Source organism: Streptomyces sp. NPDC056373, assembly GCF_042262425.1.
Taxonomy (GTDB): domain Bacteria; phylum Actinomycetota; class Actinomycetes; order Streptomycetales; family Streptomycetaceae; genus Streptomyces.
In genome coordinates this window covers 6314-18205 of record NZ_JBHJPX010000001.1, presented here as the reverse complement: position 1 = coordinate 18205, position 11892 = coordinate 6314, and the positions used below count along the sequence as shown (strand labels likewise).

Sequence of the window (11892 nt, the reverse complement as noted above, 5' to 3'; positions counted from 1 at the left end):
GGCGCATTACCACCATACCCCGGAATCGCGCACATGCGATGGCCGATTCGGTCACGTAGTCGTCGTCACAGTGATTGACCAGGGCCTTACGCCTCCCGGCAAGCGGGTTATTGTGCGCTTCATGACGAGCTCTGACAAGCCTGAGAACGCCTCGGACACCGCCGCCGCCGAACCCACCTCAGTCGCCGCCCGGGACTGGGCGACGGCCTCCGCCGACCCGCAGTACCGCGCCGCGGTCGTGGATCTGCTCGGTGCGCTCGCCTACGGGGAACTGGCGGCGTTCGAGCGGCTCGCGGAGGACGCCAAACTGGCGCCGACACTGGCGGACAAGGCGGAGCTGGCGAAGATGGCGTCGGCGGAGTTCCACCACTTCGAGAGGCTGCGCGACCGGCTCGCCGAGATCGGGGAGGAGCCGACCCGGGCCATGGAGCCGTTCGTCGCCGCGTACGACGGGTTCCACAAGCAGACGGCCCCCTCGGACTGGCTGGAGGGCCTCGTCAAGGCCTATGTCGGCGACTCCATCGCCAGCGACTTCTACCGGGAGGTCGCCGCCCGGCTGGACTCCGACTCGCGTGACCTGGTGCTGGCCGTGCTCGACGACACGGGGCACGGCGGTTTCGCCGTGGAGAAGGTGCGGGCCGCGATCGACGCCGACCCGCGGGTGGGCGGGCGGCTCGCGCTGTGGGCGCGGCGGCTGATGGGTGAGGCCCTGTCGCAGTCCCAGCGGGTGGTCGCCGACCGGGACGCGCTGTCGACCATGCTGGTGGGCGGTGTCGCGGACGGCTTCGACCTCGCCGAGGTCGGCAAGATGTTCTCCCGGATCACCGAGGCCCACACCAAGCGGATGGCCGCCCTGGGTCTGGCCGCCTAGGCCCAGGATCCGGCGTCTGCGCCAGGCCGGCTGTGGGGGCGCTGCGCGTCTCAGCCGACCCGGGCCCCGCGAGGCCGGGATGATCCGGCCGGACGCGGCCCGGCCGCCCTCCGGCCGGCCCGCGACCTCACAAGCGCCACCATCGGCGACTTCTCACGCGGTCGCCGATCGGCGGCGCAGTCTTCCCGCGGGGCGCAGCAGCAGCGACAGCGAGGCCACCGAGACGATCACCGCGCCGAGCAGGACGAGCAGTACATGTCCGGCCTCCAGTGCGCTGTGCATGACGAAGGCCCCGAAGAGGGCGCCCGCGACTCCGGTCGACAGCACCATGGAGCGGGCCGGGAGACGGTGCGGCAGACGGTGTACGGCCGCCCATGCCAGGGCCAGGCCGAGGATCGCGGAGCTCAGCGCTTCCAGGAGCATGTCGGGGTCCCTCCCACACGGCCGGCCTGCCCAAATCGGTCGTAGCCCGTCTTACCCCTGACCTGCGGAATCCAATCCACCCCTGTGGGCGACTTGTGCGCCATCCGTGGAGGAACCGGTGCGCCGCAGGGGCAAGCCGAGGGCTACACGAGAGGGGTGTCCGAGGCAGGACGACGCAAACGGGGTGGACCGGCGGCAGTGCAAACGGAAAGCCCGGCCGTACGCAAGCGGGATCGCTCGACGGCAACACGCAAGCGGGGAGAGCCGGCTGTGCGCAAGCGGGATCGCTCGGCGGCAACGCAAAAGCAAGCGGGGCGGGTCGGCCGAAGCCGTCCCGCCCCGCTGTACGCGTGCGCCTACAGCGCGCCGAAGCCCACCTTGCGCGGGGCCGGCTCACCGATCTCGACGTAGGCGAGACGGTCTGCCGGGACGAGGAGCTTGCGGCCGTGCTCGTCCACGAGACTCAGCAGCTGCGACTTCCCGGCAAGTGCCTCGGCGACCACGCGCTCGACCTCCTCGGCAGTCTGACCGCTCTCCAGAACGATCTCGCGGGGCGCGTGCTGCACGCCGATCTTGACCTCCACGGCTATGTCCCTCCGACGGTCAGTGATGCGCGACCTTCCGCGCTGTACGCAGCACACATTAGCCCGGTGAGGGGACGTACAGGCTCCGCCCGAGAACGCCACGAGCGAACATCGGGCGGGAACAAAGACGCCTGTCAGTGCTGCGGCTGGTCCATGCCGTGCAGCGGGAAGCCCGCGATACCGCGCCATGCCAGCGAGGTGAGCAGCTGTACGGCCTGGTCCCGGGGCACGCTGCGGTCGCTGTGCAGCCAGGACCGCGCCACCACCTGGGCGAGGCCGCCCAGGCCCGAGGCGAGCAGCATCGACTCCGCGCGCGACAGGCCGGTGTCCTCGGCGATGACGTCGCAGATCGCCTCCGCGCACTCGTTCGTGACCTTGTCGACGCGCTCGCGCACGGCGGGCTCGTTCGTCAGGTCCGACTCGAAGACCAGGCGGAAGGCGCCGCCGTCGTCCTCGACGTAGGCGAAGTAGGCGTCCATCGTCGCCCGGACACGCTGCTTGTTGTCGGTCGTCGACGCAAGCGCGTTCCGTACGGCCTGGATGAGCGACTCGCAGTGCTGGTCCAGCAGTGCGAGGTAGAGGTCGAGCTTGCCCGGGAAGTGCTGGTAGAGCACCGGCTTGCTGACGCCGGCACGCTCCGCGATGTCGTCCATCGCGGCCGCGTGGTAGCCCTGGGCCACGAAGACCTCCTGGGCGGCTCCCAGGAGCTGGTTCCGTCGGGCACGGCGTGGCAGGCGTGTGCCCCGCGGGCGAACCGCCTCTGTCTGCTCGATGGCTGTCACGCCGCCTCCCATAGTCGTCCACGTGCGGATCTGGCCGCGTCGCCATCGTACTTTTCAGTAACCGTGGTGTGCGCGGTGAGAGCGCAGAATTTCACGGACCGGACGGATGCGAAAGCGGTTGCGAAGGTTTCAAACAGGGTCAGAGCGGGCAAAATGCGGCCTCTTTCCTGTTCTGTGGAGCGGTTCGTCGCCCGTCGGCGGCGAGCGTCACCGGTAATCGTCCTCGTCGAGCGAGACGATCCGGGCCTGCTCCACCAGGTCCGCCTCGTTGGCGCGGTCCGGGTCGACACCGGTCAGCGGGTCGTCGCGGTGCGGCGCCAGGTCCGCCTGCTGCTCGGCCGCGTCGACCTCGGGTGCCTCGACGTCGAACTCCTGCGCCTCCGGCGCGTCCTCGGCCTCGAACGTCTCCGGGTCGGTGGGGTCTACGGCCATGCTGGGCTCCCTTCCTACGAACGTCCCTGAGAATGCAGGGGCCACACGCGGGTGCCCTCTGTACGAGCCTAGGAGACACCCGATCCGGACGCTATGCGATCCGCGTCCGGGACGTGACGCGGTGCTGACCCCGTCGACCGCTGTCCGTGCGTGCCCGGGTGCCTGTTCCCGCGCCTCCTCGACCGGCCGATTCCTGTGACGGCGAACACAGGCGAACACATGAGTCACTGCGTGATCGTCTCGTAACATTGCCGCATGTCTTCGACCGAGCTGCCGTTCGTGCCGCCCGCCAATGTGCTGCCCAAGGTGGGGACCGTCCGGGTCGCGGAGGGTGAACGGCTGAGGTCGGTCGAGCTGCCCGGTGTCACGCTCACGATGCGTTCGAGGCCTCCGGCGCGCGAGGGGCTGCCTCCCGCCCTGTTCGTGCACGGGCTCGGCGGTTCCTCGCAGAACTGGTCGGCGCTGATGGCCCTGCTGGACGACTCCGTGGACGGCGAGGCGCTCGACCTGCCCGGCTTCGGCGACTCTCCGCCACCGGACGACGGCAACTACTCGGTCACGGGGCACGCGCGCGCGGTCATCCGTTACCTCGACGCCTCCGGGCGCGGCCCCGTGCACCTGTTCGGGAACTCGCTCGGCGGCGCCATCGCCACCCGTGTCGCCGCGGTTCGACCCGATCTGGTCCGTACGCTGACGCTTGTGTCGCCCGCTCTGCCGGAAATCCGAGTGCAGCGCACCGCCGTGCCCACGGGGCTGCTGGCGGTGCCCGGCGTCGCCCTGCTCTTCACCCGGCTCACCCGCCAGTGGACGGCGGAGCAGCGGGTCCGCGGCGTGATGGCGCTGTGTTACGGGGACCCCGGGCGGGTGACGCCGGAGGGATTCCGCAACGCCGTGCAGGAGATGGAGCGGCGGCTGCGGCTGCCGTACTTCTGGGACGCGATGGCGCGCTCCGCGCGCGGGATCGTCAACGCCTACACACTGGGCGGCCAGCAGGGGCTGTGGCGCCAGGCGGAACGAGTCCTCGCACCGACCCTGCTCGTCTACGGCGGCCGCGACCAGCTCGTCGGCTTCCGTATGGCCCAGAAGGCGGCCCGGGCCTTCCGGGGCTCCCGGATGGTGACGTTGCCCGATGCGGGCCATGTGGCCATGATGGAGTACCCGGAGACCGTGGCCATGGCATTTCGGGAACTACTCGAAGAAGCGGGCGAGTTGGGCGCACAGCGGGCTGAGTGGCCGGATGCCGGGGGCGCCGCCGTCGAGGGAGCAGGCACCGACGAGAGCATGGGGGGCTGAGGCGCGACGTGGGACGCCACAGCCGCCGCGGACCGGTCGTCAAGGACGACAGCGCGGACACGACCGCATCACGGGACGGCCGGACCGGTGCCGCACAGGGACAGAGGCCGGGTCGGCCGGGCCAGGGACAAGGCCAGAGGCCGGATCAGGGCCAGGCGCCCGACGCCGGCCGGGGAGCCAGGACCGCGCGGCCGGGCGCACCGCAGGGCGGCGGGCCGTCGCAGGGCTCGCGCAGGGTGCCGGGGCCGAGGCCCGCACCCGCGGACGGAACGCCGCCGCACGGCACCCCGCCGCACGGCATGCCGCGCCTGCCCGACGGCTGGCACCCCGACGGCACACCGGCCCAGGGGATGCCGCGCCTTCCCGACGGCTCGCCGGTACGCGGAGTACCCCGCCTCGCCGAGGGGGCTCCCTCGCGTGGCGTTCCGGGGCGGGCCGACGGCAGCGCGGCGCGGGGCGTTCCCCGATTGCCCGACGGGACTCCCGCGCGGGGTGTTCCCCGGTTGCCGGACGGCACCCCCGCGCACGGCTTCCCGCAAGCCCGCGGCGGGCATCCCGAGCAGCGGGAAGCCGGGGGCGGCTGGGGTGAGTCGAGGGGCCCCGGCGGGGGGACCGCCGGCGTCGGCGTACCCATACCGCGGCAGCGTCGGGCATCCGTGCCCGGGCCGCGGCAGGACTACATCGATGCCTTCGTCGACGAGGAGGACGACGTTTTCGCGCCCCGCACGCCCGCCTCCGCGCACGCCGCGGACGCCTACGCCTCCGTCACGGACTGGAACGTCGGCAGCCCTGCTGACTCCGGGTCCGGTCATGACGACGCGGGGCCCACCGGCACGCCCGCGGCGGGCAGGGGTGGCAAGGGCCGTGCCTTCACCGGCATCGCGGCCGCGGCGGTCACCACCGTGCTGGCCGTCATCGTCGCCGGGCAGGTCGCCGACGACCACGGCGGCGCCGGTGTGCAGTCGCAGTCCGCCACGGATCAGGCCCGTGACGTCCGGGACCCCGCGTCCCGCGCGGACGGCCGGGCGCCCGCCCCCCAGGCCAAGCTGCTGACGTACGACGAGAAGATGGGCAAAACGTATCCGCTCGGCGCCACCCTCAAGGGCTCCGGCAGGTTCGACGCGGTTCCCGGCATCGCCAAGGCGCCGGGTGCCGGGCAGAAGTTCACCTACCGCGTTGACGTGGAGCAGGGCCTCGGGCTCGACGGCGAGCTGTTCGCCGAGGCCGTGCAGAAAACCCTCAACGACCAGCGCAGCTGGGCCCACAACGGCGCACGCACCTTCGAGCGGATCCACTCCGGCAAGCCCGACTTCGTGATCACCCTCGCCAGCCCCGGCACGACCGCCGACTGGTGTGCCAAGTCGGGCCTGGACACCACCGAGGACAACGTCTCCTGCGACTCGGCGGCGACCGAGCGCGTGATGATCAACGCCTACCGGTGGGCGCAGGGCTCGGAGACCTACGGCGACAGCAAGATCCACGCCTACCGGCAGATGCTGATCAACCACGAGGTCGGCCACCGCCTCGGCCACAACCACGTCACCTGCGACAAGGACGGGGACCTGGCCCCGGTCATGCAGCAGCAGACCAAGTTCCTCGACCACGACGGCATCCACTGCCGCGCCAACCCCTGGCCCTATCCCGGGAGTTGACAGCCGCCTCAGGCGGTGTGGCGCGGCTCGCGTTGACATGCTCGGAAAGTTCGGACATATTTCTGGGCATGTCGCCCCGTCACGTCTCCGTTCGCGCCGCCATCGAGCTGGCGCTCATCGGCGTGACCCCGCTCTGCGTGGCCGACATCCACTGTTGCTGACGCCCGCCCCCGGCGCGCGTCGCTCTTTCTCCCCGTGACTTCGTCGCGGTTTCTCCGACGGCTCGGCGCCGGGCAGACGTCTGTCTTCTTCCGTCTCACCCTTCGTCTTTTCGTCTCGCGATACGGGAACTCGTGATCCGGGACTCCTTTCCGAGAGGTCGTCATTCCGATGCGCCAACCGTCCGTCACAGCGCGCCGCGTGGCCGCGGCATCCGTCAGCCTGGTCCTGGCAGCGGGTGCCGCCGCCTGCGGGCCTAAGGACAACGATGCCAAGGGCGCCGGCGGCGACTCCACGCCTCACAAGGGCGGCACGCTCACCGTGCTGAACGCCGAACCGCAGCAGGACTTCGACCCGGCCCGCCTCTACACCTCCGGCGGCGGCAACGTCCCGTCCCTGGTCTTCCGTACGCTCACCACCCGCAACCGTGAGAACGGCGCCGCCGGCGCCGAGGTCGTCCCCGACCTCGCCACCGACACCGGGCGTCCCAGCAAGGACGCGACCGTGTGGACGTACACCCTGAAGAAGGGCCTGAAGTACGAGGACGGCACCCCGATCACCTCGGCCGACATCAAGTACGGCATCGAGCGCTCCTTCGCCCCCGAGCTGTCCGGCGGCGCCCCCTACCTGCGGGACTGGCTGGCCGGCGCGGCCGATTACCAGGGCCCGTACAAGGACGACAAGGGCCTCGACGCGATCGAGACGCCGGACGAGCGGACCATCGTCTTCCACCTGAACAAGCCCGAGGGCGAGTTCCCGTACCTCGCCACCCAGACGCAGTTCACGCCCGTCCCGAAGAGCAAGGACACCGGCACCAAGTACGAGGAGCACCCGGTCTCCTCCGGGCCGTACAAGGTCGTGCGGAACGACAACGACGGTGAGCGGGTGACCCTGGAGCGCAACCCGCACTGGTCCGCCGACGCCGAACGCAAGGCCTACCCGGACAAGATCGACGTGCGGTCCGGGCTCGACTCGTCCGTGATCAACCAGAGGCTGTCCGCGTCCCAGGGAGCGGACGCCGCCGCGGTCACCACGGACACCAACCTCGGCCCCGCCGAACTGGCCAAGGTCACCGGCGACAAGGACCTCGCCTCCCGCGTCGGCACCGGGCACTTCGGCTACACCGACTACATAGCGTTCAACCCGACCGTCAAGCCGTTCGACGACCCCAAGGTGCGGCAGGCCATCTCGTACGCCATCGACCGGTCGTCCGTGGTGAACGCCGCGGGCGGGTCCGCGCTGGCCGAGCCCGCCACCACCTTCCTGCCGGACCAGAAGTCCTTCGGCTACACGCCGTACGACCTCTTCCCGGCGGGCAAGGCCGGTGACCCGGCCAAGGCCAAGGCGCTGCTCAAGGAGGCCGGTCACGCGCAGGGCCTCACCGTCACGCTGACGCACTCCAACGCCAAGGACTTCGAGACCAGCCCCGAGATCGCCACCGCCGTCCAGGACGCGCTCAAGAAGGCCGGCATCACGGTCAAGCTGCAGGGGCTGGAGGACAACGACTACTCCGACAAGATCCACAACGTGAAGACCGAGCCCGGCTTCTTCCTCGCCCACTGGGGCGCCGACTGGCCCTCGGGCGGTCCGTTCCTCGCCCCGATCTTCGACGGCCGGCAGATCGTCAAGGACGGTGCGAACTTCAACACGGGTCTGCTGAACGACAAGTCGGTCAATGCCGAGATCGACGCGATCAACAAGTTGACCGATCTTGACCAGGCCGCCAAGAGGTGGGGTGCGCTGGACAAGAAGATCGGCGAGCAGGCCCTGACCGTGCCGCTGTTCCACCCCGTCTACAAGCGACTGGTCGGCAAGGACGTCAAGAACGTCGTGATCAGCGACTGGACCGGCGTGCTGGACATCTCCCAGGTCGCGGTGAAGTGACGCCGTGAGTGAGGCACTTCTCGCCACCGGCGGGGCCGGGACGGACACCACCGTCCCGGCCGTCTCGGGGGCCCGTCAGTTCTGGCGGCGGCTGCGCACGCAGCGCGCCGCCCTCGTCGCGGCCGGAGTCGTCGCGCTGCTCGTCCTGGTCGCGCTCGCCGCGCCGCTGCTCACCGCACTGGAAGGCCAGGACCCGACCACCTACCACCCCTCCCTGGTGGACTCCGCGCGCGGCGGCGTGCCCATCGGGTCCCTCGGCGGAGCGAGCGCCGACCACTGGTTCGGCGTCGAACCGCAGACCGGCCGGGACCTCTTCGCGCGGCTGGTGTACGGCGCACGCGTGTCCCTGGGCGTCGCCCTGGCCGCGACGGTGGTACAGGTGGCCCTCGGCATCACCCTGGGCGTCGCGGCCGCACTCGGGAAGCGATGGGTTGATCAACTGTTGAGCCGCTTCACGGACGTCATCGTCGCCATGCCGCTCATGATCATGTCGCTGGCGCTGCTCGCGATCGTCCCCGCGAGCTTCCCGCGGCCCGTGCTCGTCGCGCTCGTCATCGGCCTGATCGGCTGGGGCAACATCGCCCGGATCGTGCGGGCCCAGACGCTCACCCTCAAGGAACTCGATCACGTCGCCGCGGCCCGGCTCAGCGGCTGGGGCACCTGGAGCATCGCCCGCCGCGAGCTCCTGCCCGGGATCGCCGCGCCGGTCATCACGTACGCCGCGCTGCTCGTCCCGACGAACATCACCGTCGAGGCAGCCCTGTCCTTCCTCGGCGTGGGCGTGAAGCCGCCGACGCCCTCCTGGGGACAGATGCTCACCGCCGCCGACGTCTGGTACCAGGCCGCTCCGCAGTACCTGCTGCTGCCCGCGGGCGCCCTGTTCGTCACGGTGCTCGCCCTCACGGTCCTCGGCGACGGCGTCCGCACCGCCCTCGACCCGCGCGCGGCCTCCCGGCTGCGCGTCGGGACGGGACGCAGGCGGGAGTCCAAGGCGGACGTGGGAGGCACGGCATGAACGGCCTCACCGGCTTCGTCCTGCGCCGCGCCGTCGGCGCCGCCCTCACCCTGTTCGTCATCTCGGTGATCGTCTACGTCGTCTTCTACGCCACGCCCGGCAACGTCGCCCAGATCACCTGCGGTCCGCGCTGCTCACCGGAACAGGTGCACCAGGTGGCCCGGCAACTGAACCTCGACGACCCGCTGTTCGTGCGGTACGGGCATTTCCTGCAGGGCCTGGTCGCCGGGCAGGACTACTCGACGGGTACGTCCGTGCAGCACTGCTCCGCTCCCTGCCTCGGCCTGTCCTACCAGAGCGACCAGCAGGTCACTCAGCTGATCCTGGCCAAGCTCCCGGTCAGTCTGTCCCTGGTGGGCGGGGCGATGGTCATCTGGCTGGTCCTCGGTGTCGGCACCGGTGTGCTCTCCGCCTGGCGGCGCGGCCGGATCTCCGAGCGGGTGCTGACCGGCATCACCCTCGCCGGCACGGCCACCCCGGTCTTCGTCATCGGCCTGGTCCTGATGATCGTCGTCTGCGGGGAGCTGCAACTGCTGCCCTTCCCGCAGTACGTGGCGCTCGGCGACGACCCCGAACAGTGGGCGTGGAACCTGCTGCTGCCCTGGTTGTCGCTGGCCCTCATCGAGGCCGCCTCGTTCGCCCGGCTGACCCGGGCCTCGATGCTGGAGACGCTGGCCGAGGACCACATCCGCACCTTCCGCGCGTACGGCGTCGGCGAACGGTCGATCGTCGGGCGGCACGCGTTGCGCGGCGCGTTCGCCCCGGTCATCGCGCTCAACGCCAACAATGTCGGGTCGGCGATCGGCGGCGCGGTGCTCACCGAGACGCTGTTCGGCCTGCCCGGCATCGGACAGGAACTCGTCCATGCCGTCAACGTCGTCGACCTGCCGGTGGTGGTCGGCATGGTCCTGGTCATCGGATTCTTCGTGGTCCTCGCCAACGCCGTCGCGGACGTCCTGTACGCGGTGGCCGACCGACGGGTGGTGCTGACATGAGCCTGGTCGACGTGAGCGGCCTGCGTGTGGACTTCGGCGCGCTGCGTGCCGTCGACGGACTCTCCTTCCGCCTGGAGGAGGGCGCCGCCCTCGCCCTGGTCGGCGAGTCCGGCTCCGGCAAGTCGACGGTGGCGTCCGCGCTGCTCGGTCTGCACCGCGGCACCGGCGCACGGGTCGAGGGCACGGTCGAGGTGGCCGGCACCGACGTGCGGCGCGCCTCCGACGAGGAACTGCGGCGGCTGCGCGGCGGGCGGGCCGCCATGGTGTTCCAGGACCCGCTGTCCTCCCTCGACCCGTACTACGCGATCGGCGACCAGATCGCCGAGGTGTACCGGGTGCACGCGCGCGTGTCCCGGCGGGCGGCACGCGCGCGTGCCGTGGAGGTCCTGGACCGGGTGGGCATCCCGGACGCGGCGCGGCGCTCCCGGTCGCGTCCGCACGAGTTCAGCGGTGGCATGCGCCAGCGCGCCCTGATCGCCATGGCGCTCGCGTGCGAGCCCCGGCTGCTGATCGCCGACGAGCCGACGACCGCCCTCGACGTCACGGTCCAGGCCCAGGTCCTGGACCTGCTGCACACGTTGCGCGAGGAGACCGGCATGGGCCTGCTGCTCGTCACGCACGACGTCGGCGTCGCCGCCGAGAGCGTCGACGAGGTGCTGGTGATGCGGCACGGCCGGGCGGTCGAACACGGCCCGGTCGCCGACGTGCTGGGCGCGCCGACCCAGCCGTACACCCGGGACCTGCTGGCCGCCGTCCCCCGGCTGGACGCTCCCCGGAAGGCCTCGACGGCCCCCGAGGAGGTCGTCCTGGAGGCGACCGGCCTCAGGCGCGAGTTCGGGCGCGGGAAGCGGGCGTTCACGGCGGTGGACGACGTGTCGCTGGTCCTGCGCCGCGGCGAGACCCTCGGGGTCGTAGGCGAGAGCGGCAGCGGCAAGACGACCCTCGGGCGCATGCTCGTGGGGCTGCTGGAGCCGACGGCGGGATCGCTGACCTTCGAGGGCCGTCCGCACACCGGGGTGAACCCGGCCGTGCAGATGGTCTTCCAGGACCCGGTCTCCTCCCTCAACCCCCGCCGCAGCGTGGGCGAGTCCATCGCCGACCCGCTGCGCGCACGAGGTGAGCGGCAGGAGGGGCGCATCCGGCAGCGTGTGGGCGAACTGCTGGAGCGCGTCGGGCTCGAAGCGGCGCATTACGACCGCTACCCCCACGAGTTCAGCGGTGGGCAGCGCCAGCGGGTGGGCATCGCCCGGGCGCTCGCGGCCGACCCGCGGGTCATCGTCTGCGACGAGCCGGTCTCGGCCCTCGACGTCACCACCCAGGCTCATGTGGTCGAACTGCTGGGGGAGTTGCAGCGCGAACTCGGGCTCGCGCTGGTCTTCGTCGCACACGACCTGGCCGTCGTGCGCCAGGTCAGCGACCGGGTCGCGGTGATGCGGCGGGGCAGGATCGTCGAGGAAGGGCCCGTCGGGCAGGTGTACGACTCGCCGCGCGACCCCTACACCAGGCAGTTGCTGGCCGCCGTGCCGGCGCTCGATCCGCAGGCCGCCGCGCGACGCAGAGCGGAACGTCGGGAGTTGGCCGCGGCATGATGCCGCGCTCGGCGTCGGGAGTCGGCCGCGGCATGACGTTCCGTGTCTGCTTGATCTCCTAGCGCGACAGAACGCGACCCGCACGGGAAAGTTACGACCGTTCACCCCTTTTGGTGGGGGGGGGGGGGAAACAGACGCGGCCCACCCCCCCATGCGCGAGCAGACGTACCGCCGCCGAGCCCCCCGCCCCCCCCGCGGCCCCACAAGCCGGGA

General features: G+C 71.3%; 12 protein-coding genes. 8 read left to right on the top strand and 4 right to left on the bottom strand.

The features are described from left to right. The first annotated feature begins 121 nt into the window (after nt 1–121). Nucleotides 122–871 (top strand): ferritin-like fold-containing protein, encoded by a 750-nt coding sequence (locus ACFCXS_RS00085; RefSeq protein ID WP_031110087.1) that lies wholly within the window; start codon nt 122–124, stop codon nt 869–871. A gap of 153 nt (nt 872–1024) precedes the next feature. Here the strand turns inward: ACFCXS_RS00085 and ACFCXS_RS00080 are convergent, their stop codons facing one another. From ACFCXS_RS00080 to ACFCXS_RS00065, 4 genes are all read right to left on the bottom strand, one after another. After that, a complete protein-coding gene (locus tag ACFCXS_RS00080) occupies nt 1025–1294 on the bottom strand; it encodes a hypothetical protein (RefSeq protein ID WP_376640325.1) in 270 nt (89 codons plus the stop codon). A gap of 356 nt (nt 1295–1650) precedes the next feature. Next, the gene (locus ACFCXS_RS00075; RefSeq protein WP_030854792.1) at nt 1651–1878 is read right to left on the bottom strand and encodes a DUF3107 domain-containing protein; all 228 of its coding nucleotides are present in this window, start codon (nt 1876–1878) and stop codon (nt 1651–1653) included. A gap of 134 nt (nt 1879–2012) precedes the next feature. After that, on the bottom strand, nt 2013–2660 hold the full coding sequence (locus ACFCXS_RS00070; protein ID WP_352101908.1) for a TetR/AcrR family transcriptional regulator: 648 nt from the start codon (nt 2658–2660) through the stop codon (nt 2013–2015). Nucleotides 2661–2867: 207 nt separating this feature from the next. Then, a complete protein-coding gene (locus ACFCXS_RS00065) occupies nt 2868–3092 on the bottom strand; it encodes a hypothetical protein (protein WP_376640323.1) in 225 nt (74 codons plus the stop codon). A 255-nt stretch (nt 3093–3347) separates the two neighbouring features. Between ACFCXS_RS00065 and ACFCXS_RS00060 the strand changes: the two genes are divergently transcribed. From ACFCXS_RS00060 to ACFCXS_RS00030, 7 genes are all read left to right on the top strand, one after another. Next, nucleotides 3348–4385 carry an alpha/beta fold hydrolase gene (locus tag ACFCXS_RS00060; protein WP_376640321.1) on the top strand — a complete coding sequence of 346 codons (1038 nt, stop codon included), beginning with the start codon at nt 3348–3350 and terminating at the stop codon, nt 4383–4385. A gap of 8 nt (nt 4386–4393) precedes the next feature. Then, nucleotides 4394–6037: a DUF3152 domain-containing protein gene (locus ACFCXS_RS00055; protein ID WP_376640319.1), complete on the top strand. Its 1644-nt coding sequence runs from the start codon at nt 4394–4396 to the stop codon at nt 6035–6037. 68 nt (nt 6038–6105) lie between these two features. After that, nucleotides 6106–6198: an Ms4533A family Cys-rich leader peptide gene (locus tag ACFCXS_RS00050; RefSeq protein ID WP_311774658.1), complete on the top strand. Its 93-nt coding sequence runs from the start codon at nt 6106–6108 to the stop codon at nt 6196–6198. 169 nt (nt 6199–6367) lie between these two features. Continuing rightward, nucleotides 6368–8080 (top strand): ABC transporter substrate-binding protein, encoded by a 1713-nt coding sequence (locus ACFCXS_RS00045; RefSeq protein ID WP_376640316.1) that lies wholly within the window; start codon nt 6368–6370, stop codon nt 8078–8080. Between the two features lie 4 nt (nt 8081–8084). Further along, nucleotides 8085–9095: an ABC transporter permease gene (locus ACFCXS_RS00040; RefSeq protein WP_376640314.1), complete on the top strand. Its 1011-nt coding sequence runs from the start codon at nt 8085–8087 to the stop codon at nt 9093–9095. Further along, entirely contained in the window at nt 9092–10090 is a 999-nt protein-coding gene (locus ACFCXS_RS00035; protein ID WP_376640312.1) for an ABC transporter permease, read from the top strand. Before ACFCXS_RS00040 ends, ACFCXS_RS00035 begins: the two co-directional genes overlap by 4 nt. Further along, nucleotides 10087–11679, top strand: a complete 1593-nt coding sequence (locus ACFCXS_RS00030) for a dipeptide ABC transporter ATP-binding protein (RefSeq protein WP_376640310.1) — start codon at nt 10087–10089, stop codon at nt 11677–11679. The genes ACFCXS_RS00035 and ACFCXS_RS00030 overlap by 4 nt, the downstream gene beginning before the upstream one ends. Nucleotides 11680–11892 lie beyond the last annotated feature (213 nt).

Excerpts from the sequence above, each read along its gene's own strand:
- ACFCXS_RS00080 (WP_376640325.1), bottom strand. The coding sequence starts at position 1,294 with ATGCTCCTGGAAGCGCTGAGCTCCGCGATCCTCGGCCTGGCCCTGGCA.
- ACFCXS_RS00035 (WP_376640312.1), top strand. The coding sequence starts at position 9,092 with ATGAACGGCCTCACCGGCTTCGTCCTGCGCCGCGCCGTCGGCGCCGCC.
- ACFCXS_RS00050 (WP_311774658.1), top strand. The coding sequence starts at position 6,106 with ATGTCGCCCCGTCACGTCTCCGTTCGCGCCGCCATCGAGCTGGCGCTC.
- ACFCXS_RS00045 (WP_376640316.1), top strand. The coding sequence starts at position 6,368 with ATGCGCCAACCGTCCGTCACAGCGCGCCGCGTGGCCGCGGCATCCGTC.
- ACFCXS_RS00085 (WP_031110087.1), top strand. The coding sequence starts at position 122 with ATGACGAGCTCTGACAAGCCTGAGAACGCCTCGGACACCGCCGCCGCC.
- ACFCXS_RS00060 (WP_376640321.1), top strand. The coding sequence starts at position 3,348 with ATGTCTTCGACCGAGCTGCCGTTCGTGCCGCCCGCCAATGTGCTGCCC.
- ACFCXS_RS00065 (WP_376640323.1), bottom strand. The coding sequence starts at position 3,092 with ATGGCCGTAGACCCCACCGACCCGGAGACGTTCGAGGCCGAGGACGCG.
- ACFCXS_RS00030 (WP_376640310.1), top strand. The coding sequence starts at position 10,087 with ATGAGCCTGGTCGACGTGAGCGGCCTGCGTGTGGACTTCGGCGCGCTG.